Here is a 20003-nt window from a genome sequence, read left to right as displayed (position 1 = left end):
CCGCGACCTGCCCACGCCGCAGGCTCGCCGAGCACATGTTGATTCCGGTCTGGGCCGCCATTATCCCGGTCTACACAGGGCCTGAAAGGATCGCGCAATGTTTGAAAACTTAACCGACCGTCTCTCGCAGACGCTGCGCCATGTCACCGGCAAGGCCAAGCTGACCGAAGACAACATCAAAGACACCCTGCGTGAAGTGCGCATGGCGTTGCTCGAGGCCGACGTCGCCTTGCCGGTGGTCAAAGACTTCGTCAATTCGGTCAAGGAGCGCGCTGTCGGCACCGAGGTGTCGCGCAGCCTGACGCCAGGCCAGGCCTTCGTGAAGATCGTCCAGGCCGAACTCGAAAGCCTGATGGGTGCGGCCAACGAAGACCTGAACCTGAGCGCCGTTCCACCGGCCGTGGTTCTGATGGCCGGTTTGCAGGGTGCGGGTAAAACCACCACCGCCGGCAAACTGGCGCGCTTCCTTAAGGAGCGCAAGAAGAAGTCGGTCATGGTCGTGTCCGCGGACGTTTACCGTCCGGCGGCGATCAAGCAGCTGGAAACCCTGGCTAACGACATCGGCGTGACGTTCTTCCCGTCCGACCTGAGCCAGAAGCCGGTCGATATCGCGCAAGCGGCTATTAAAGAAGCCAAGCTGAAATTCATCGACGTGGTTATCGTCGATACCGCCGGTCGTTTGCATATCGACGAAGAGATGATGGGCGAGATCAAGGCGCTGCACGCCGCGATCAATCCGGTCGAAACCCTGTTCGTGGTCGATGCCATGACCGGCCAGGACGCCGCCAACACGGCCAAGGCCTTCGGTGATGCATTGCCGCTGACCGGTGTGATCCTGACCAAGGTCGACGGCGATGCCCGTGGCGGTGCCGCGCTGTCGGTACGTGCCATCACCGGCAAGCCGATCAAGTTCATCGGTATGGGCGAGAAGAGCGAAGCGCTCGAACCGTTCCACCCTGAGCGTATCGCCTCGCGCATCCTCGGCATGGGCGACGTGCTCAGCCTGATCGAACAGGCCGAAGCGACCCTCGACAAGGACAAGGCCGACAAACTGGCCAAGAAGCTGAAGAAGGGCAAGGGCTTCGACCTCGAAGACTTCCGCGATCAGCTGCAACAGATGAAGAACATGGGCGGTCTCGGCGGCCTCATGGACAAACTGCCGAATATCGGTGGTGTGAACCTGGCGCAGATGGGCAATGCCCAGGGCGCGGCAGAGAAGCAATTCAAGCAGATGGAAGCCATCATCAATTCCATGACCCCGGCCGAGCGCCGCGACCCTGAGCTGATCAGTGGTTCGCGCAAGCGCCGGATCGCCATGGGTTCCGGCACCCAGGTGCAGGACATCGGTCGCTTGATCAAGCAGCACAAGCAGATGCAGAAGATGATGAAGAAATTCTCCGCCAAAGGCGGAATGGCCAAAATGATGCGCGGCATGGGCGGTATGTTGCCCGGCGGCGGCATGCCCAAGATGTAAAGAATTCGCGCAGGAGCTTGCTCCTGCGCCGACCCACACGGACGTGGGATCTCCAGCAAACCCGCACTTGGCGGGAGCTGACTGGCCATCTTCAACGATGGCTCTATAGCAAATCTGGATGGCACGCCGATAGGCGCCGGAAAAAGACATTTGCAAAAGTCCGGATATTCCTTAGAATATGCGGCCTTTCGGGCACCTATGCCCGCTGTGCATTTAGATTTGCAGCACCGACTACAGGAACGATGTTCACATGCTAACAATCCGTCTTGCCCTTGGCGGCTCCAAAAAGCGCCCGTTTTACCACTTGACCGTAACCGACAGCCGCAACCCGCGTGACGGTTCGCACAAGGAACAGGTTGGTTTCTTCAACCCTGTTGCTCGTGGTCAAGAAGTTCGTCTGTCCGTGAACCAAGAGCGCGTAGCCTACTGGCTGAGCGTTGGTGCACAACCTTCTGAGCGCGTTGCTCAGTTGTTGAAGGAATCTGCTAAGGCTGCGGCCTGAGCAATATGAACGCGACGCCAGCTGTTGCTGATGATTTGATCGTTATCGGCAAGATTTATTCTGTTCACGGCGTTCGCGGCGAAGTGAAGGTGTATTCCTTTACTGATCCGATTAAAAACCTGTTGGACTACAAAACCTGGACGCTCAAGCGCGAAGGCAACGTAAAACAGGTCGAGCTGGTCAGTGGGCGCGGGAACGACAAGTTCCTGGTCGCAAAGCTCAAGGGTCTTGATGATCGTGAAGAAGCTCGTCTTCTGGCTGGTTATGAGATCTGCGTGCCGCGCAATCTGTTCCCTGAATTGACCGACGGCGAGTACTACTGGTACCAGCTGGAAGGTCTGAAGGTCATCGATACTCACGGGCAACTGTTCGGGAAAATCGATCATCTTCTGGAAACCGGCGCCAATGATGTAATGGTGGTCAAGCCTTGCGCTGGCAGCCTGGATGATCGTGAACGCCTGTTGCCGTATACCGGGCAATGCGTGTTGGCTGTCGACCTTGCTGCAGGCGAGATGAAGGTGGAATGGGATGCGGACTTCTAGACGTGGCTAACCTGCGCGTAGAAGTGATCAGTTTGTTTCCCGAGATGTTCTCCGCCATCAGCGAGTACGGCATCACCAGTCGGGCGGTGAAACAGGGGCTGTTGCAGCTTACCTGTTGGAATCCGCGAGACTACACGACGGATCGACATCACACTGTGGATGATCGCCCATTTGGCGGTGGTCCGGGCATGGTGATGAAGATCAAGCCCCTGGAAGATGCTCTGGTTCAGGCCAAGGCAGCAGCCGGGGAGGCGGCGAAGGTAATTTACCTGTCCCCCCAAGGCCGTCAACTGACTCAGTCGGCGGTACGCGAGTTGGCGAATCTGGATGCATTGATCCTGATTGCCGGCCGCTATGAAGGCATTGACGAGCGTTTTATTGATGCTCATGTCGATGAAGAGTGGTCGATTGGCGACTATGTACTGTCTGGCGGCGAGCTGCCGGCGATGGTCCTGATCGATGCGGTTACACGACTGCTGCCTGGAGCTTTAGGGCATGCGGACTCCGCCGAGGAAGATTCCTTTACGGATGGTTTGCTGGATTGCCCGCACTACACCCGACCGGAGGTGTATGCGGATCAGCGTGTTCCCGACGTATTGCTAAGTGGCAATCACGCGCACATCCGGCGTTGGCGTTTACAGCAGTCCCTTGGTCGGACCTATGAACGACGCGTCGATCTTCTGGAAAGCCGCTCGCTTTCTGGAGAAGAGAAGAAGCTGCTCGAGGAATACATCCGCGAGCGGGACGATAGTTAACAACGTATCGATGGTAGATCCGACGATTTACCTTAGGAGCACAGCATGACTAACAAAATCATCCTTGCACTCGAAGCAGAGCAGATGACTAAAGAGATCCCTACCTTTGCCCCGGGCGACACCATTGTCGTTCAGGTGAAAGTGAAGGAAGGCGATCGTTCGCGTCTGCAAGCGTTCGAAGGTGTAGTTATCGCCAAGCGTAACCGCGGCGTAAACAGTGCTTTCACCGTTCGTAAAATCTCCAACGGTGTTGGCGTAGAGCGTACTTTCCAGACCTACAGCCCGCAAATCGACAGCATGGCTGTCAAGCGTCGCGGTGATGTACGTAAGGCCAAGCTGTACTACCTGCGTGACCTGTCCGGTAAAGCAGCTCGCATCAAGGAAAAACTGGCTTAAGTCCAGCTTCCGATGCCGAAAAGCTGGCCTGCTCAGGTTGGCTTTTCAAGAAAATGCCTCGTATCGAAAGATACGGGGCATTTTTCGTTATGGCTGCATATAAAAAACTGCGGCGCGCTTTCTGTAGCGGCAGACTTCGCCGGCGGCTACTGATCGCGTTATGGCTTAACTTGGGGGTCTTGTTCGCACAAAAGCAAACGCCCCGAACCAGTCGGGGCGTTTGCTTTAAGTGTTGCGGCTTTTTGGGCTTGGGCGCTTAGCGCTTCAGCGAAGCTGGCAGGTGCGGCTGGATCGCTGTCAGTACTGCCTTGAAGCACTTGGTGTTGCCGGCAACGACGTGACCTTTCTCCAGGAAGTCGTGACCGCCGGTGAAGTCGCTCACCAAGCCGCCGGCTTCCTGGATCAGCAGGGCGCCTGCAGCCATGTCCCACTCGGACAGGCCTGACTCCCAGAAGGCGTCGAAACGGCCGGCAGCCACGTAGGCCAGGTCGAGGCTTGCCGAGCCGGCGCGGCGGATGCCGGCGGTCTGGCCAACCAGGGCGCGGAACATGCCCAGGTAGTTGTCGAGGTTGTCCATCTGGTCGTCACGGAACGGGAAGCCGGTGCCCAGCAGGGCGCCGTCCAGGCTGGTACGGCCGCTGACGCGCAAGCGACGACCGTTCAGTTGAGCGCCGCGACCACGGCTGGCGGTGAATTCTTCCTGGCGAACCGGGTCCAGAACAACAGCATGTTCCAGGCGACCGCGGTATTTGCAGGCGATGCTGACAGCGAAGTGAGGAATGCCGCGCAGGAAGTTGGTGGTGCCGTCCAGTGGGTCGATGATCCACAGGTATTCTTCGCCTTCGATGCCGGTGCCTGCGTGCAGGCCGGTTTCTTCACCCATGATCGAGTGATTCGGGTAGGCCTTGCGCAGTGCGTCGATGATTTTCTGTTCGGCGGCGCGATCCACCTCGGATACGTAATCCTTGGCGTCTTTTTCGTCGACCTTGATGGTATCCAGGCGCTCGATGGAGCGGAAAATCAATTCACTGGCGCTGCGGGCGGCGCGCAGCGCGATATTCAGCATGGGCTGCATGGATGTGTCACCTAAGGTTGTTAAAGAAAGCCGGGCATTCTATCAGAAAGTTTCTACAGGAGAAGGTCGGTGTTCGCTTTCATGGCTTAACGGTAGGAGGAGCTGTAAGATTCTGCTCCCGATAATGTGTTCGAGAGCGCCTCCCTTGCTGCAAAACATTCGTGTCGTCCTGGTCAATACCAGTCATCCCGGAAATATCGGCGGTGCTGCGCGTGCCATGAAGAACATGGGCCTGTCGCGACTGGTGCTGGTCGAGCCGCGGTTGTTCCCGCACCACGAGGCCGATGCGCGTGCGTCCGGCGCCGGGGACATCCTTGAAAACGCGCAAGTCGTCGCCACCTTGGAAGATGCCTTGGTCGGCTGCAATCTGGTACTGGGTACCAGCGCCCGTGATCGTCGCATTCCCTGGCCGCTGCTCGATCCCCGTGAGTGCGGTGTGAGGGTGGTCGAGGAAGCGGGGCAGGGTGCCGAGATCGCATTGGTGTTCGGCCGTGAAGATTCCGGCCTGACCAACGAAGAGCTGCAGCGATGTCATTATCACGTGCACATCCCATCTGACCCTGAGTTCAGTTCGCTGAACCTTGGGGCGGCGGTGCAGGTGTTGAGCTATGAAGTGCGCATGTCCTGGCTGGCGGCCCAAGGTCAGCCGAGCAAGGTCGAGAAGGAGGAAGTGGCATCCACCAAGAGTGGTGAGTTGGCGACCATGGATGAGCTGGAGCGATTCTATGAGCACCTGGAGCAAACCCTGGTGGCCATCGAATTCCTCGACCCGGAAAAACCACGGCACTTGATGGCGCGTCTGCGCCGGTTGTACGGACGCAGCTCGGTCAGCCGGGCGGAAATGAATATATTGCGTGGCATCCTCACGGAAACCCAGAAGGCGGCCCGTGGCGAGCTTCTAAAGCGGAAGGATTAATGATGTTCGAGCGTTTGCGTGAAGATATCCAAAGTGTTTTTCATCGTGACCCGGCGGCGCGTAATACTTTCGAGGTTCTGACCTGCTATCCGGGCATGCACGCTATCTGGATCCATCGCCTGTCGTCGCTCTTGTGGTGCGCAGAGCTGAAATGGCTGGCGCGGCTGGTGTCGAACTTCGGTCGCTGGTTGACCGGAATCGAGATTCATCCGGGGGCCAAGGTCGGTCGTCGCTTCTTTATCGATCATGGCATGGGCATCGTTATTGGTGAGACCGCCGAGATCGGCAACGACGTCACCCTTTATCAGGGCGTGACCCTCGGTGGCACCAGCTGGAACAAGGGCAAGCGTCACCCGACCCTGGAAGATGGCGTGGTGGTTGGCGCGGGCGCCAAGGTGCTCGGCCCATTCACTGTCGGTGCCGGGGCCAAGGTGGGTTCCAATGCCGTGGTCACCAAGGCGGTTCCGCCGGGTGCGACGGTGGTGGGGATTCCGGGGCGGATTATCGTCAAGTCCGACGATGAGCAGGATGCCAAGCGCAAGGCCATGGCCGAGAAGATCGGTTTCGATGCCTACGGAGTCGGCGAAGACATGCCGGACCCGGTGGCCCGGGCGATCGGCCAATTGCTCGATCACTTGCAAGCGGTCGATGGGCGTCTGGAGGGTATGTGTGGAGCGCTGAAGGATCTGGGCAGTAATTACTGTGCCAAGGATCTGCCTGAGCTGCGTGAAGAAGACTTTGCCTGTGTGAAGGGCAAGGACGAAAGCAAGGCCAGCTGATTCACGGCAGGGTCGCATTCAGGCATTTGCACCGCGCTGGTTGGTGTGCCATTACGCCGTAGACCCTGCTATGATGCGCGCGTTCTTTTGCGGGTAAACCTGAGTAAAGCACTAGGTCTTATAGTTGACTTAAATACTCGGGAATTGCATACTCGCCCCATTCCGAACTCCGTGGTAATTGTCCATGCGACTGACTACAAAAGGCCGATACGCCGTGACCGCCATGCTTGACCTGGCGTTACACGCGCAGCATGGGCCGGTGTCCCTGGCCGATATCTCCGAGCGCCAAGGCATCTCCCTGTCCTACCTCGAGCAGCTTTTCGCCAAATTGCGCCGTAGCAATCTGGTGTCCAGTGTTCGCGGTCCGGGCGGTGGCTACCAATTGTCCCGCGACATGCAGGGCATCCAGGTCGCCCAGGTAATCGATGCGGTCAACGAATCGGTCGATGCAACCAAGTGCCAGGGCCAGGGCGATTGCCATTCCGGCGACACCTGTCTGACTCACCATTTGTGGTGCGATCTTAGCCTGCAGATTCACGAATTTCTGAGCGGTATCAGCTTGGCTGACCTTGTAACTCGCCGTGAGGTGCAAGAAGTAGCCCAGCGTCAGGACCAGCGTCGTTGCAACAGCAAGGCGCCACGCCTGGACAAGATTGAAGCGTCCGCCGTCGAATGACAGCCAAAGAGCTAGCGGCACGCCAGCCAGCCTGATTTAGGAGATAGTCCATGAAATTGCCGATTTACCTTGATTACTCTGCGACCACCCCGGTTGATCCGCGTGTCGCGCAAAAGATGAGTGAATGCCTGCTGGTCGACGGAAACTTCGGTAACCCGGCGTCCCGTTCCCACGTGTTCGGCTGGAAAGCCGAAGAGTCCGTCGAGAACGCTCGTCGTCAGGTCGCTGACCTGGTTAACGCCGACCCGCGTGAAATCGTCTGGACCTCCGGTGCCACCGAGTCCGACAACCTGGCAATCAAGGGTGCGGCGCATTTCTACTCCACCAAAGGCAAACACCTGATCACCACCAAGATTGAGCACAAGGCTGTCCTCGACACCATGCGCCAACTGGAACGTGAAGGTTTCGAAGTGACCTACCTCGATCCTCGTGAAGATGGCCTGGTCACTCCGGAAATGGTCGAAGCTGCCCTGCGTGACGACACCATTCTGGTATCGGTCATGCACGTGAACAACGAAATCGGCACCATCAACGACATCGCTGCCATCGGTGAGCTGACCCGCTCCCGGGGCATCCTGTTCCACGTCGACGCTGCTCAGTCCACCGGCAAGGTCGAGATCGACCTGTCGAAACTGAAAGTTGACCTGATGTCGTTCTCTGCCCACAAAACCTATGGCCCTAAAGGCATCGGCGCGTTGTACGTCAGCCGCAAGCCGCGTGTGCGCATCGAAGCGACGATGCACGGCGGCGGTCACGAGCGTGGCATGCGTTCCGGCACCCTGGCGACTCACCAGATCGTCGGCATGGGCGAAGCGTTCCGTGTGGCCAAGGAAGACATGGCTGCCGAGAGTGCGCGCATCAAAGCGCTGAGCGACCGCTTCTTCAAACAGGTCGAAGGCCTGGAAGAGTTGTACGTCAACGGCAGCATGACCGCCCGCGTACCGCACAACCTGAACCTGAGCTTCAACTACGTCGAAGGCGAGTCGCTGATCATGGCGCTCAAGGATCTGGCGGTTTCGTCGGGTTCGGCCTGCACCTCGGCATCGCTTGAGCCTTCGTACGTGCTGCGCGCCCTGGGCCGCAACGACGAACTGGCACACAGCTCGATTCGCTTCACCTTCGGCCGTTTCACCACCGAAGAAGAAATCGACTACGCCGCGCAGAAAGTCTGCGAGGCCGTCACCAAGCTGCGCACTCTGTCGCCGCTGTGGGACATGTACAAAGACGGCGTCGACATTTCGAAAATCGAGTGGGCGGCACACTGATATTCAAGTCGCCGCAACCGGGCCCTGCGAATCCACGATTGGCAGGGCTTCAAGAGCGACTCCTGATGAGTGAGGATTAAGAATCATGGCTTACAGCGAAAAGGTCATCGACCACTACGAGAACCCGCGCAACGTCGGCAAGATGGATGCAGAAGATCCTGATGTCGGCACCGGCATGGTCGGCGCTCCGGCGTGCGGCGACGTGATGCGTCTGCAGATCAAGGTCAACGAGCAAGGCATCATCGAAGACGCCAAGTTCAAGACTTACGGTTGCGGTTCGGCAATCGCCTCCAGCTCCCTGGCGACCGAGTGGATGAAAGGCAAGACTCTGGATGAAGCAGAGACCATCAAGAACACTCAACTGGCCGAAGAACTGGCCCTGCCGCCAGTGAAAATTCACTGCTCCGTACTTGCGGAAGACGCTATCAAGGCGGCCGTTCGCGACTACAAGCAGAAGAAAGGCTTGATCTGACTTTCAAGATTTGGCGACGAGTAAGGAGTCACCGATGGCTATCAGCATGACAGAAGCGGCTGCTCAACACGTGCGACGCTCCCTCAACGGGCGCGGCAAGGGTGATGGGATTCGTCTGGGTGTTCGCACCACGGGCTGTTCCGGCCTTGCCTATGTGCTGGAGTTTGTCGACGAGGTAGGCGCGGACGATCAAGTGTTCGAAAGTCACGGCGAGAAAGTGATCATCGACCCGAAAAGCCTGGCGTACCTGGACGGCACCGAGCTTGATTTCGTCAAGGAAGGGTTGAACGAAGGCTTCAAGTTCAACAACCCCAACGTACGCGGTGAATGTGGCTGCGGCGAAAGCTTCAACATCTGAGGCTGATTGTGGGTACTCCTTGTCATTTCGCTTTATTTGAGCTGCAACCGAGTTTCAATCTGGACCTCGATCAGCTGGCTACGCGCTACCGTGAGTTGGCGCGCGGCGTTCATCCGGACCGCTTCGCCGACGCTTCCGAGCGCGAGCAGCGGCTGGCGCTCGAGCAATCCGCGAGCCTCAACGAGGCCTACCAGACGCTCAAAAGCCCCCCCAAGCGCGCGCGATACTTGCTCGCATTGAGTGGTGGCGAGTTGCCGCTGGAGGTCACGGTGCATGATCCGGAATTTCTTCTGCAGCAGATGGAGTTGCGTGAAGAGCTTGAGGATCTGCAGGACAGCGCCGACATGGCGGGTATTGCCACGTTCAAGCGCCGCCTCAAAGCCGCTCAGGATGAACTGAACCAAAGCTTCGCAGCTTGCTGGAATGATGCAGCGCAACGTGAACGGGCCGAACGCCTGATGCGGCGCATGCAGTTCCTCGACAAGCTCACCTACGAAGTGCGCCAGTTAGAAGAGCGCCTCGACGATTAACCCAGTGCCGCTCCGGTCGCACGCCTGATATACAGATAAGTCCTGATCACGATGGCCCTACTGCAGATCGCCGAACCCGGCCAAAGTCCTCAACCGCACCAGCGTCGTCTGGCTGTGGGGATCGACTTGGGCACTACCAATTCGCTGGTCGCTGCATTGCGCAGTGGTCTTTCCGAGCCTCTGGCCGACGCGCAAGGGCGGGTTATCCTGCCGTCTGCCGTGCGCTATCACGCCGATCGCGTCGAAGTCGGCGAATCGGCCAAACTGGCTGCCGCTACCGATCCTCTGAACACTGTGCTGTCGGTCAAGCGCTTGATGGGACGTGGTTTGTCCGACGTCAAGCAATTGGGCGATCAGCTGCCGTATCGTTTTGTCGACGGCGAGTCGCACATGCCGTTCATCGACACGGTGCAAGGCCCGAAAAGCCCGGTCGAAGTCTCCGCCGATATCCTCAAGGTGCTGCGTCAGCGCGCCGAAGCGACCTTGGGTGGCGAACTGGTCGGCGCAGTGATCACCGTTCCGGCCTATTTCGATGATGCTCAGCGTCAAGCCACCAAGGATGCGGCCAAGCTGGCCGGCCTGAACGTGCTGCGCTTGCTCAATGAACCGACCGCTGCTGCGGTGGCTTACGGTCTGGATCAACAGGCTGAAGGCCTGGTTGCCATTTATGACCTGGGCGGCGGCACCTTCGATATTTCGATTCTGCGCCTGACCGGCGGTGTGTTCGAAGTGCTGGCTACCGGCGGCGACAGCGCTTTGGGTGGCGATGACTTCGATCACGCCATTGCTGGTTGGATCATCGAGAGTGCCGGTCTGTCGGCCGACCTCGATCCGGGCGAGCAGCGCAATCTGCTGCAAACCGCGTGTGCGGCCAAAGAAGCCCTGACCAACTCCTCGTCCGTCGAAGTCGCGTATGGCGACTGGAAGGCCGGGCTGACCCGTGAAGCGTTCAATGCGCTGATCGAGCCAATGGTTGCTCGCAGCCTGAAAGCCTGCCGTCGTGCGGTGCGTGATTCCGGCATTGAGCTGGAAGACGTTCACGCGGTGGTCATGGTTGGCGGCTCGACTCGCGTGCCGCGCGTTCGCGAAGCCGTTGCGCAAGCCTTCGGTCGCGAACCGCTGACCGAAATCGACCCGGATCAAGTTGTGGCCATCGGTGCCGCGATCCAGGCCGATACCCTGGCCGGCAACAAGCGTGACGGCGGTGAACTGCTGTTGCTCGACGTGATTCCGTTGTCCCTGGGGCTGGAAACCATGGGCGGCCTGATGGAGAAGGTGATTCCGCGCAACACCACCATCCCTGTTGCCCGGGCCCAAGACTTCACCACGTACAAAGATGGCCAGTCGGCCATGGCGATCCACGTATTGCAGGGCGAGCGTGAGTTGATCAGCGACTGCCGCTCCCTGGCGCGCTTCGAATTGCGCGGTATTCCGGCGATGGTCGCGGGTGCTGCAAAGATTCGCGTGACTTTCCAGGTCGACGCCGACGGTCTGCTCAGTGTCTCGGCCCGCGAATTGGGTTCGGGTGTCGAAGCCAGCATTCAGGTCAAGCCGTCCTACGGCCTGACCGACGGCGAAATCGCCAAAATGCTCAAGGATTCGTTCCAGCACGCCAATGACGACAAGGTCGCCCGCGTATTGCGTGAGCAGCAGGTCGATGCCCAGCGCCTGATCGAGGCAGTGCAGGGTGCTCTGGATGTCGACGGCGAACGCTTGCTCGACGCCGAAGAACGCATGGTCATCGAATTGCAGATGCAGGAACTGACCGAATTGATGAAAGGCACCGATGGTTACGCCATTGAGCAGCAGACCAAGCGTCTGTCGCAAGTGACCGATGCCTTTGCTGCCCGCCGCCTGGACTCGACGGTGAAAGCCGCTCTGGCGGGGCGCAATCTGAATGAAATCGAGGAATAATTGATGCCGCAGGTCATTTTTCTGCCACATGAGAAGTTTTGCCCGGAAGGCATGGTCGTGGAGGCTGAGCCTGGCATCTCCATCCTCGAACTGGCCCATGAACACCATATCGAGATGGAAAGCGCTTGTGGCGGCGTCTGCGCTTGCACCACTTGCCACTGCATCGTTCGTGAGGGTTTTGACTCGCTGGAAGAGGCTGATGAGCTGGAGGAAGACTATCTTGATAAGGCTTGGGGGCTGGAAGCCCAGTCACGCTTGGCCTGTCAGGCAAAAGTCGGGACTGAAGACCTGACCGTCGAAATTCCGAAATACTCGCTCAACCATGCAGCCGAAGCGCCGCACTGATTCAAGGAACTTTCATGAGCCTGAAATGGGTTGATGTGCTGGAAATCGCGATCCAGCTGGCTGAGTCAAAGCCGGATGTGGACCCGCGTTACGTGAACTTCGTCGATCTGCACCAGTGGGTGCTGGCATTGCCGGAGTTCAGTGATGATCCGACCCGCGGTGGCGAGAAGGTGCTTGAAGCCATTCAGGCGGCCTGGATCGAAGAAGCAGACTGAGTCTGCACCGTACGCAGTTAGGCAATACCAAAGAACCCGCGTATAATTCGCGGGTTTAATTTTTCGCAAATTACCGTTTCTGGAGTTACACCATGGCTGTTCAACGTACTTTCTCCATCATCAAGCCTGACGCTGTTGCAAAAAACGTTATCGGCGAGATCACCACTCGTTTCGAAAAAGCTGGCCTGCGCGTTGTAGCTTCGAAACTGAAGCAACTGTCCAAAGCCGAAGCTGAAGGCTTCTACGCTGAGCACAGCGCTCGTGGTTTCTTCAACGACCTGGTTGCTTTCATGATTTCCGGTCCGGTTGTCGTTCAGGTTCTGGAAGGCGAAAACGCTATCGCTCTGAACCGTGAACTGATGGGCGCTACCAACCCTAAAGAAGCTGCTGCCGGCACCATCCGCGCTGACTTCGCTGATTCCATCGACGCCAACGCCGTACACGGTTCGGACTCCGAAGCCGCTGCTGCTCGCGAAATCTCGTACTTCTTCGCAGCTACTGAAGTAACCACTCGCTAAGCATTGGCTTAAGAGTGAAGGTGAATCCATGACTACATCGACTGTAAAAACCAACCTGCTGGGTCTGACTCAACAGGAAATGGAAAAATTCTTCGACTCGATCGGGGAGAAGCGTTTCCGTGCCGGTCAGGTAATGAAATGGATTCACCACTTTGGTGTCGATGATTTCGACGCCATGACGAACGTCAGCAAGGCCTTGCGCGAAAAGCTCAAGGCTGTTGCTGAAATTCGTGGTCCGGAAGTGGTCAGCGAGGACATCTCCAGCGACGGCACCCGTAAGTGGGTGGTGCGCGTTGCGTCCGGCAGCTGCGTCGAGACCGTTTACATTCCCCAGGGCAAACGCGGCACCTTGTGCGTTTCGTCCCAGGCAGGCTGTGCCCTGGATTGCAGTTTCTGCTCCACCGGCAAGCAAGGTTTCAATAGCAACCTCACCGCCGCCGAAGTCATCGGCCAGGTGTGGATTGCCAACAAATCCTTTGGCAGCGTCCCGGCAACCGTCGACCGTGCCATCACCAACGTGGTGATGATGGGCATGGGTGAGCCGCTGCTGAACTTCGACAACGTTGTGGCCGCCATGCATCTGATGATGGATGACCTGGGCTATGGCATTTCCAAGCGCCGTGTAACCCTGTCGACTTCGGGTGTGGTGCCGATGATCGATGAGCTGTCCAAGCACATCGATGTTTCCCTGGCGTTGTCCCTGCACGCACCGAATGACGCATTGCGTAACCAATTGGTGCCGATCAACAAGAAGTATCCGCTTAAGATGCTGCTGGAATCGTGTCAGCGCTACATGTCGTCCCTGGGCGAAAAGCGCGTACTGACCATCGAGTACACCTTGCTCAAGGACATCAACGACAAGGTCGAACACGCGGTCGAAATGATCGAGTTGCTCAAGAACGTTCCGTGCAAGATCAACCTGATTCCGTTCAACCCGTTCCCGCACTCCGGTTACGAGCGTCCGAGCAACAATGCGATTCGTCGTTTCCAGGATCAGCTTCACCATGCTGGCTTCAACGTCACCGTGCGTACCACCCGCGGTGAAGACATTGATGCCGCGTGTGGCCAATTGGTAGGGCAGGTGCTGGATCGCACCCGTCGCAGCGAACGTTATATCGCCGTGCGTGAGTTGAGCGCCGACAACGATATGCCGCAAAACGCTGCGAACAATAATTAAGAGAGGATCTCTATGTCCCTGCGCTTCGCGCTGCTTGTGCTGTTGGCCAGCCTTTGTGCTGGTTGTGTCCTGTCGGGCGATTTCAACCCGATGAAGACCAGCAAGGGCCGTGATGAGGCGCGTGCCGCCTACGTGCAACTGGGCCTGGGGTACTTGCAGCAGGGCATGACCGAGCGTGCCAAGGTCCCGCTGAAGAAGGCGTTGGAACTGGATGACTCGGATGCTGACGCCAACGCGGCGTTGGGGCTGGTGTTCCAGGCCGAGATGGAGCCGGAACTGGCCGATCAGCATTTTCGCAAGGCGCTGTCCTCCCGTCCCGCCGATGCGCGAATCCTGAATAACTACGGCAGTTTTCTGTTCGAAGAAAAACGTTACAAAGAGGCGTACGAGCGCTTTGAGCAGGCGGCCGCCGATACTCTGTATCCTGAGCGTTCGCGGGTTTTCGAGAACCTCGGCATGACCGCTTCAAAGCTGGGTCAGCGCGACCTGGCTCGCCAGCAACTGGAAAAAGCCCTGCGTTTGAACCGCCAACAGCCACGTGCCTTGCTGGAAATGGCTGAGTTGTCATTCGAAGACAGGCATTATGTGCCCGCGCGTGACTATTACGATCGTTTTAGCCTGCTCACCGAGCAAAATGCACGTAGTCTATTGCTCGGCGTTCGACTGGCAAAAGTGTTTGAAGATCGCGACAAGGCCGCCAGTTATGGCCTGCAATTAAAACGACTCTATCCCGGTACGCCGGAATATCAGCAATACCTGTCGGAGCAATGATGAAAGCGGCGCATCCCGAAGTTGTAGCAGCGAATCGCGTTAACCCCGGTGAGACTTTGCGCCAGGCCCGCGAAAGCAATGGCTGGTCGCTGGCCGAAGTGGCCCTCAAGCTCAACCTCACCGTCAATTCCCTGAGTAATCTGGAAGCCGGCGCTTTTGACAAGCTGCCTGGCCACACCTTTGCTCGTGGCTATATTCGCGCGTACGCCAAATTGCTGGGCATGGACCAGGCTGTTCTGGTTCAGCAGTTCGACCAATCCACCGGCACCGACTCCCAGGGCAGCAACGTCCACAGCCTGGGGCGTATCGAAGAGCCGGTTCGGGTTTCCCACACCATTTTGCGAATTGTCAGCCTGCTGTTGCTGATCGCGGTGATTGGTGGTGGTTTTGTCTGGTGGCAGGATCAAACTTCATTGCGCACCAAGGACCTGGTCAGCCTGGCTCCGGAACACGTTGAAGTCGAAGGCGCCGATGGCACCACCCAGATTCATCCGCTGGACGAGCCGGAAGACCAGGCGGTTGCGCAAGGTGAGTCTGAAGGTGAAACGCCTCTGGCGTTGCCGCAGGCTGAGGAGCCTGCCAACGCCGAAGCAAGTGCGCCGGCGCCAACACCCACTCCAGCAGCCCCGGTAGCAACACCTGCGGCTCCGGCCCACACTACTGCTCCAGTTGTCGCGACACCGGCGGCGCCAGTTGCTGCCGCAGTACCCGCAGCGGTTGCGACGGCTCCGATTGCGCCGGCCGTTGCAGCTGCTGCTCCAGCAGCTCCGGTTGCGGGCCAGGGCCAGGTTCAACTGCAATTCACCGCCGATTGCTGGACTCAAGTGACCGACGGCACGGGTAAAGTGCTGTTGAGTGGTCTCAAGCGTAAAGGCGAAAGTGTTTCCGTCAGCGGCAAGCCGCCCTTTGCCGTGCGTCTGGGCTTCGCCCGTGGCGCGCAGGTCAGCTACAACGGGCAGGTGGTTGATGTCGCTCCGTTCACCAGTGGCGAGACTGCTCGCCTGAAGTTAGGTCAATAAGTCATGCACGGCGAATCTCCAATCAAGCGTCGCGAATCCCGGAAAATCTGGGTCGGTAACGTGCCTGTTGGCGGCGATGCGCCCATCGCTGTGCAGAGCATGACCAACAGCGATACCAATGACGTGGCCGCCACCGTGGCCCAGATCAATCGTCTGGAAGCCGCTGGCGTCGATATCGTTCGGGTTTCGGTGCCGGACATGGACGCCGCCGAAGCCTTCGGCAAGATCAAGCAACTGGTCAAGGTGCCGTTGGTGGCTGACATCCACTTCGACTACAGGATCGCTCTGCGCGTAGCCGAACTGGGTGTCGATTGCCTGCGCATCAACCCGGGCAACATCGGTCGTGAAGACCGCGTACGTGCGGTGGTCGATGCCGCCCGTGATCGCGGGATTCCAATCCGTATCGGCGTGAACGCCGGTTCCCTGGAAAAAGACCTGCAAAAGAAATATGGCGAGCCGACTCCGGCCGCGCTGGTCGAGTCCGCCCTGCGTCACGTCGAACACCTCGAACGCCTGAATTTCCAGGATTTCAAGGTCAGCGTAAAAGCCTCCGACGTGTTCATGGCTGTTGAAGCCTACCGTTTGCTGGCCAAGGAAATCGTCCAGCCTTTGCACCTGGGCATCACCGAAGCCGGTGGTTTGCGTTCAGGCACAGTGAAATCCGCCGTGGGCCTCGGTATGCTGCTCGCCGAAGGGATTGGCGATACTATTCGCATCTCGTTGGCGGCCGACCCGGTCGAGGAAGTGAAAGTCGGCTACGACATTCTCAAATCCCTGCACCTGCGTTCCCGTGGCATCAACTTCATCGCCTGCCCGAGTTGCTCGCGGCAGAACTTCGATGTGGTCAAAACCATGAACGAGCTGGAAGGGCGCCTCGAAGACTTGCTGGTGCCGCTGGATGTCGCGGTAATCGGTTGCGTGGTCAACGGGCCGGGCGAAGCCAAGGAAGCCCATATCGGCTTGACCGGCGGCACGCCAAACCTGATTTACATCGACGGCAAGCCGTCGCAGAAACTGACGAATGACAATCTGGTGGATGAGCTTGAACGCTTGATCCGCCAGAAAGCGGCCGAAAAGGTCGAAGCCGACGCGGCTGTAATCGCTCGCGGCTGAGCCTGACTAAAGAGCCGAACGAATTTAAGGATTTAAAGTGAGCAAGTCTCTGCAAGCCATTCGTGGCATGAACGACATCCTGCCCGAACAGACTCCCCTGTGGCGTCATTTCGAGGGCACCGTTTCGCGTTTGCTGGATAACTACGGTTACAAGCAGATCCGCATGCCGATCGTCGAGTTCACCGAGCTGTTCAAGCGCTCCATCGGTGAAGTGACCGACATCGTCGAAAAAGAGATGTACACCTTCGAAGACCGCAACGGCGATTCCCTGACCCTGCGCCCTGAAGGCACAGCGGCCTGCGTGCGTGCGGTGCTCGAACACGGTATTACCGGCGGCGGCCAGGTGCAGAAGCTCTGGTACATCGGCCCGATGTTCCGCCACGAACGTCCGCAGAAAGGCCGTTATCGCCAGTTCCACCAGATTGGTTGTGAAGTCTTCAACCTCGACGGTCCGGACATCGACGCCGAGTTGATCGTGCTGACCTGGCGCCTGTGGGGCGAGCTGGGTATCCGCGATGCGGTCAAGCTCGAACTCAACAGCCTGGGCACTGCCGAATCCCGTGGTCGTTATCGCGAAGCACTGGTCGAGTACCTGACCGCTCGCCTGGATCAACTGGACGAAGACAGCCAGCGCCGTCTGAAGACCAACCCGCTGCGGGTCCTGGATACCAAGAACGCCGACACTCAAGCGGTGCTGGCCGACGCGCCGAAAATGGCCGACTACCTCGACGAAGAATCCCGCGTGCACTTCGAGGGCCTCAAGGCTCGCCTGGACGCCGCCGGCATTCCTTATGTGATCAACCCGAAGCTGGTTCGCGGGCTGGATTACTACAGCAAGACCGTATTCGAATGGGTCACCGACCAATTGGGCGCCCAGGGCACGGTATGTGCCGGTGGTCGTTACGACGGTCTGGTGGAGCAGATGGGCGGCAAGCCGACCCCGGGCGTCGGTTTCGCCATGGGCATCGAGCGTCTGGTGCTGCTGCTTGAAACCCTGGAGCAGATCCCCGAAGAGATCTCCCGTCAGGTCGACGTCTACCTCTGCGCCTTCGGTGAAGCCGCCGAGCTGGCCGGTCTGACCCTGAGCGAGCGTGTTCGTGATCAACTGCCCAACCTGCGCCTGCAAATCAATGCCGGGGGCGGCAGCTTCAAAAGCCAGTTCAAGAAAGCCGACAAGAGCGGTGCGCTGTACGCATTGATCCTCGGTGACGACGAAATGGCCCAGCAAGTGGTAGGTTTCAAACCCCTGCGTGGCCAGGGCGAACAACAAAGCATTGCCTGGGATGCGCTTGCTGCACACCTGGCCACCTGCGTCGTGCAGGGTTGAAGCTGTCAAACAGCCGATTTAGCGATTAAGGAGTATTGGGGTGTCGAGTACCGAAGACGAACATGTGGCGGAGTTGAAGGAGTGGTGGACACGCAACGGCAAGCCCCTGGTTACCGGCGGTCTGTTGGCGCTGGTCATCGTGTTCGGCTGGCAGGCCTTTCACAAGTATCAGAGCAATCAGTCGCAAGGCGCCTCGATTCTCTACCAGCAATTGCTGGAAACCACGCTGACGCCTGACGGCAAGCCTGATGCTGCACGTGTTTCGGAACTGGCCGGCAAGCTCAACAGCGAGTTCGGCGGCACTGCTTACGCGCAATACGGCAGCCTGTTCGTGGCGAAAGTTGCGGTCGACAGCGGCAAGCTGGACGACGCAGCCAGCGAGCTGAAAGCCATTGTCGACAAACCGGCCAACCCGGCACTGGGTGAAATCGCCCGTCAGCGCCTGGCGCAGGTGCTGGCCGCGCAGAACAAGGTCGATGAAGCCCTGAAACTGCTCGAAGGCGATGCCGACAAGGCCTTCCTGGCCACTCGCGAAGAACTCAAGGGCGACTTGCTGGTGCAACTGGGTCGTACCGACGAAGCGAACGCTGCGTATCAAAAAGCCAAGGCGGCACTGTCGGATGAAGCGGCGGTAGGTGGCCTACAAATCAAGCTGGACGACCTGGCCAAAGGGGATGCGTGACGTGATCCGTTGGAAACATGCAGCATTGCTGGCTCTGGCCATTCTGGCCGCGGGTTGCAGCAGCAACAGCAAAAAAGAGTTGCCACCGGCCGAGCTGACCGACTTCAAAGAAGAAGTGGTTCTGCACAAGCAGTGGAGTCGTTCGATCGGTAACGGTCAGGGCGAAACCTACAACATGCTGGTTCCGGCGATCGATGGCGATACCATCTATGCCGCCGACGTCACCGGTGTGGTGATGGCGATGGATCGCAGCAATGGCGACGTCAAGTGGAAGAAAGATCTCGAACTGCCTGTCTCCGGCGCCGTTGGCGTGGGTTACGGTCTGGTCATGATCGGCACGCTCAAGGGGGAAATCGTTGCCCTGGATGCCAGCAGCGGTGAAGAGAAATGGCGCGCTCGCGTGACCAGCGAAGTTCTCGCACCACCGGCCACCAACGGTGACGTTGTTGTGGTTCAGACCCAGGATGACCGTCTGATCGGTCTGGATGCCTCTACCGGCAACCAGCGCTGGTTGTATGACAGCACGCCAGCGGTCCTGACCCTGCGCGGCACCAGCGCACCGATCGTCACCAACCGCCTCGCGGTGGCTGGCCTGTCGACCGGTAAAGTGGTTGCTCTTGATGTGTCCAACGGCGTGCCGGTTTGGGAACAGCGTGTAGCGATTCCACAGGGTCGTTCGGAGCTGGAGCGTGTGGTCGATATCGACGGTGGCTTGCTGCTGTCCGGCGGTACACTGTATGTCGCCAGCTACCAGGGTCGCGTCGCGGCGCTGGACCTGGAAAGCGGTCGTCAGCTCTGGCAGCGTGATGCTTCCAGCTATGCCGGCGTCGCCCAGGGTTTTGGCAGCGTCTACGTGAGCCTGTCTTCGGGCACTGTTGAAGGTGTCGACGAACGTTCCACCACTGCGTTGTGGAGCAACGATTCGCTGGCCCGCCGTCAACTGTCGGCTCCGGAAGTGTTCTCCAGCTACGTTGCAGTCGGTGACCTGGAAGGTTACCTGCACCTGCTGAGTCAGGTGGACGGTCGTTTCGTCGGCCGCGAGCGCATCGACAGCGACGGCCTGCGTGCCCGTCCGCTGGTGGTGGGTGACACGATTTATGTGTATGGCAACAGCGGCAAACTGGAAGCCCTGACCATCAAGTAAAGACTATGCTTGGGGTTTAACCCCCAAGCGGCCTTGTT

24 protein-coding genes are annotated in these 20003 nt (G+C 58.6%); 23 read left to right on the top strand and 1 reads right to left on the bottom strand.

Going from position 1 to position 20003, the window contains the following annotated elements; translation table 11 throughout:
• Nucleotides 1–97 precede the first annotated feature (97 nt).
• The 5 genes from ffh to rplS all read left to right on the top strand — a co-directional run bounded on the left by ffh (nt 98) and on the right by rplS (nt 3669).
• Entirely contained in the window at nt 98–1474 is a 1377-nt protein-coding gene (ffh, locus tag ACCC96_RS21360) for a signal recognition particle protein (protein WP_007941401.1), read from the top strand.
• Between the two features lie 250 nt (nt 1475–1724).
• On the top strand, nt 1725–1976 hold the full coding sequence (rpsP, locus tag ACCC96_RS21355; protein ID WP_003198088.1) for a 30S ribosomal protein S16: 252 nt from the start codon (nt 1725–1727) through the stop codon (nt 1974–1976).
• 5 nt (nt 1977–1981) lie between these two features.
• On the top strand, nt 1982–2518 hold the full coding sequence (gene rimM, locus ACCC96_RS21350; RefSeq protein WP_413696827.1) for a ribosome maturation factor RimM: 537 nt from the start codon (nt 1982–1984) through the stop codon (nt 2516–2518).
• Nucleotides 2500–3273 (top strand): tRNA (guanosine(37)-N1)-methyltransferase TrmD, encoded by a 774-nt coding sequence (gene trmD, locus ACCC96_RS21345; protein WP_413696826.1) that lies wholly within the window; start codon nt 2500–2502, stop codon nt 3271–3273. The genes rimM and trmD overlap by 19 nt, the downstream gene beginning before the upstream one ends.
• Nucleotides 3274–3318: 45 nt before the next feature.
• Complete coding sequence (rplS, locus tag ACCC96_RS21340; protein WP_003175895.1) at nt 3319–3669, top strand: 50S ribosomal protein L19; 351 nt, start codon at nt 3319–3321, stop codon at nt 3667–3669.
• 256 nt (nt 3670–3925) lie between these two features.
• Here the strand turns inward: rplS and suhB are convergent, their stop codons facing one another.
• Nucleotides 3926–4744 carry an inositol-phosphate phosphatase gene (gene suhB, locus ACCC96_RS21335; RefSeq protein ID WP_007941397.1) on the bottom strand — a complete coding sequence of 273 codons (819 nt, stop codon included), beginning with the start codon at nt 4742–4744 and terminating at the stop codon, nt 3926–3928.
• Between the two features lie 145 nt (nt 4745–4889).
• Here suhB and trmJ point away from each other — a divergent pair, with 145 nt between their 5' ends.
• The 18 genes from trmJ (at nt 4890) to bamB (ending at nt 19965) form a co-directional block, all read left to right on the top strand.
• On the top strand, nt 4890–5660 hold the full coding sequence (gene trmJ / locus ACCC96_RS21330; protein WP_019647767.1) for a tRNA (cytosine(32)/uridine(32)-2'-O)-methyltransferase TrmJ: 771 nt from the start codon (nt 4890–4892) through the stop codon (nt 5658–5660).
• Between the two features lie 2 nt (nt 5661–5662).
• Nucleotides 5663–6439: a serine O-acetyltransferase gene (gene cysE / locus ACCC96_RS21325; RefSeq protein ID WP_413696825.1), complete on the top strand. Its 777-nt coding sequence runs from the start codon at nt 5663–5665 to the stop codon at nt 6437–6439.
• A gap of 184 nt (nt 6440–6623) precedes the next feature.
• On the top strand, nt 6624–7115 hold the full coding sequence (gene iscR, locus ACCC96_RS21320) for a Fe-S cluster assembly transcriptional regulator IscR (RefSeq protein WP_003227911.1): 492 nt from the start codon (nt 6624–6626) through the stop codon (nt 7113–7115).
• Between the two features lie 50 nt (nt 7116–7165).
• Nucleotides 7166–8380 carry an IscS subfamily cysteine desulfurase gene (locus ACCC96_RS21315; RefSeq protein ID WP_413696824.1) on the top strand — a complete coding sequence of 405 codons (1215 nt, stop codon included), beginning with the start codon at nt 7166–7168 and terminating at the stop codon, nt 8378–8380.
• 85 nt (nt 8381–8465) lie between these two features.
• Nucleotides 8466–8852 (top strand): Fe-S cluster assembly scaffold IscU, encoded by a 387-nt coding sequence (iscU, locus tag ACCC96_RS21310; protein ID WP_003443374.1) that lies wholly within the window; start codon nt 8466–8468, stop codon nt 8850–8852.
• Nucleotides 8853–8886: 34 nt separating this feature from the next.
• Nucleotides 8887–9210, top strand: coding sequence for an iron-sulfur cluster assembly protein IscA (iscA, locus tag ACCC96_RS21305; RefSeq protein WP_007941391.1), 324 nt, complete (start codon nt 8887–8889; stop codon nt 9208–9210).
• An 8-nt stretch (nt 9211–9218) separates the two neighbouring features.
• Nucleotides 9219–9740, top strand: a complete 522-nt coding sequence (hscB, locus tag ACCC96_RS21300; protein ID WP_018927068.1) for a co-chaperone HscB — start codon at nt 9219–9221, stop codon at nt 9738–9740.
• Between the two features lie 51 nt (nt 9741–9791).
• Nucleotides 9792–11654: a Fe-S protein assembly chaperone HscA gene (gene hscA, locus ACCC96_RS21295; RefSeq protein WP_019647769.1), complete on the top strand. Its 1863-nt coding sequence runs from the start codon at nt 9792–9794 to the stop codon at nt 11652–11654.
• Nucleotides 11655–11657: 3 nt separating this feature from the next.
• Entirely contained in the window at nt 11658–11999 is a 342-nt protein-coding gene (fdx, locus tag ACCC96_RS21290) for an ISC system 2Fe-2S type ferredoxin (protein WP_007941387.1), read from the top strand.
• A 14-nt stretch (nt 12000–12013) separates the two neighbouring features.
• Nucleotides 12014–12214 (top strand): Fe-S cluster assembly protein IscX, encoded by a 201-nt coding sequence (iscX, locus tag ACCC96_RS21285; RefSeq protein WP_007941386.1) that lies wholly within the window; start codon nt 12014–12016, stop codon nt 12212–12214.
• Between the two features lie 92 nt (nt 12215–12306).
• On the top strand, nt 12307–12732 hold the full coding sequence (gene ndk, locus ACCC96_RS21280; protein ID WP_007903599.1) for a nucleoside-diphosphate kinase: 426 nt from the start codon (nt 12307–12309) through the stop codon (nt 12730–12732).
• A gap of 28 nt (nt 12733–12760) precedes the next feature.
• On the top strand, nt 12761–13909 hold the full coding sequence (gene rlmN, locus ACCC96_RS21275) for a 23S rRNA (adenine(2503)-C(2))-methyltransferase RlmN (RefSeq protein WP_007941385.1): 1149 nt from the start codon (nt 12761–12763) through the stop codon (nt 13907–13909).
• A 12-nt stretch (nt 13910–13921) separates the two neighbouring features.
• Nucleotides 13922–14680 (top strand): type IV pilus biogenesis/stability protein PilW, encoded by a 759-nt coding sequence (pilW, locus tag ACCC96_RS21270; protein WP_018927064.1) that lies wholly within the window; start codon nt 13922–13924, stop codon nt 14678–14680.
• Nucleotides 14680–15699: a RodZ domain-containing protein gene (locus ACCC96_RS21265; protein WP_413696823.1), complete on the top strand. Its 1020-nt coding sequence runs from the start codon at nt 14680–14682 to the stop codon at nt 15697–15699. Before pilW ends, ACCC96_RS21265 begins: the two co-directional genes overlap by 1 nt.
• A 3-nt stretch (nt 15700–15702) precedes the next feature.
• On the top strand, nt 15703–16812 hold the full coding sequence (gene ispG / locus ACCC96_RS21260; protein WP_003185136.1) for a flavodoxin-dependent (E)-4-hydroxy-3-methylbut-2-enyl-diphosphate synthase: 1110 nt from the start codon (nt 15703–15705) through the stop codon (nt 16810–16812).
• A 37-nt stretch (nt 16813–16849) separates the two neighbouring features.
• The gene (gene hisS, locus ACCC96_RS21255; RefSeq protein ID WP_018927062.1) at nt 16850–18139 is read left to right on the top strand and encodes a histidine--tRNA ligase; all 1290 of its coding nucleotides are present in this window, start codon (nt 16850–16852) and stop codon (nt 18137–18139) included.
• Nucleotides 18140–18179: 40 nt separating this feature from the next.
• Nucleotides 18180–18821, top strand: a complete 642-nt coding sequence (locus ACCC96_RS21250; protein WP_019647771.1) for a tetratricopeptide repeat protein — start codon at nt 18180–18182, stop codon at nt 18819–18821.
• Nucleotides 18814–19965 (top strand): outer membrane protein assembly factor BamB, encoded by a 1152-nt coding sequence (bamB, locus tag ACCC96_RS21245; protein ID WP_019581056.1) that lies wholly within the window; start codon nt 18814–18816, stop codon nt 19963–19965. The genes ACCC96_RS21250 and bamB overlap by 8 nt, the downstream gene beginning before the upstream one ends.
• Nucleotides 19966–20003: the final 38 nt, after the last annotated feature.

Origin of the sequence: Pseudomonas sp. Pseusp11 (assembly GCF_047304405.1) — a bacterium.
GTDB lineage: Bacteria > Pseudomonadota > Gammaproteobacteria > Pseudomonadales > Pseudomonadaceae > Aquipseudomonas.
This window is presented reverse-complemented; position numbering and strand designations above follow the sequence as displayed.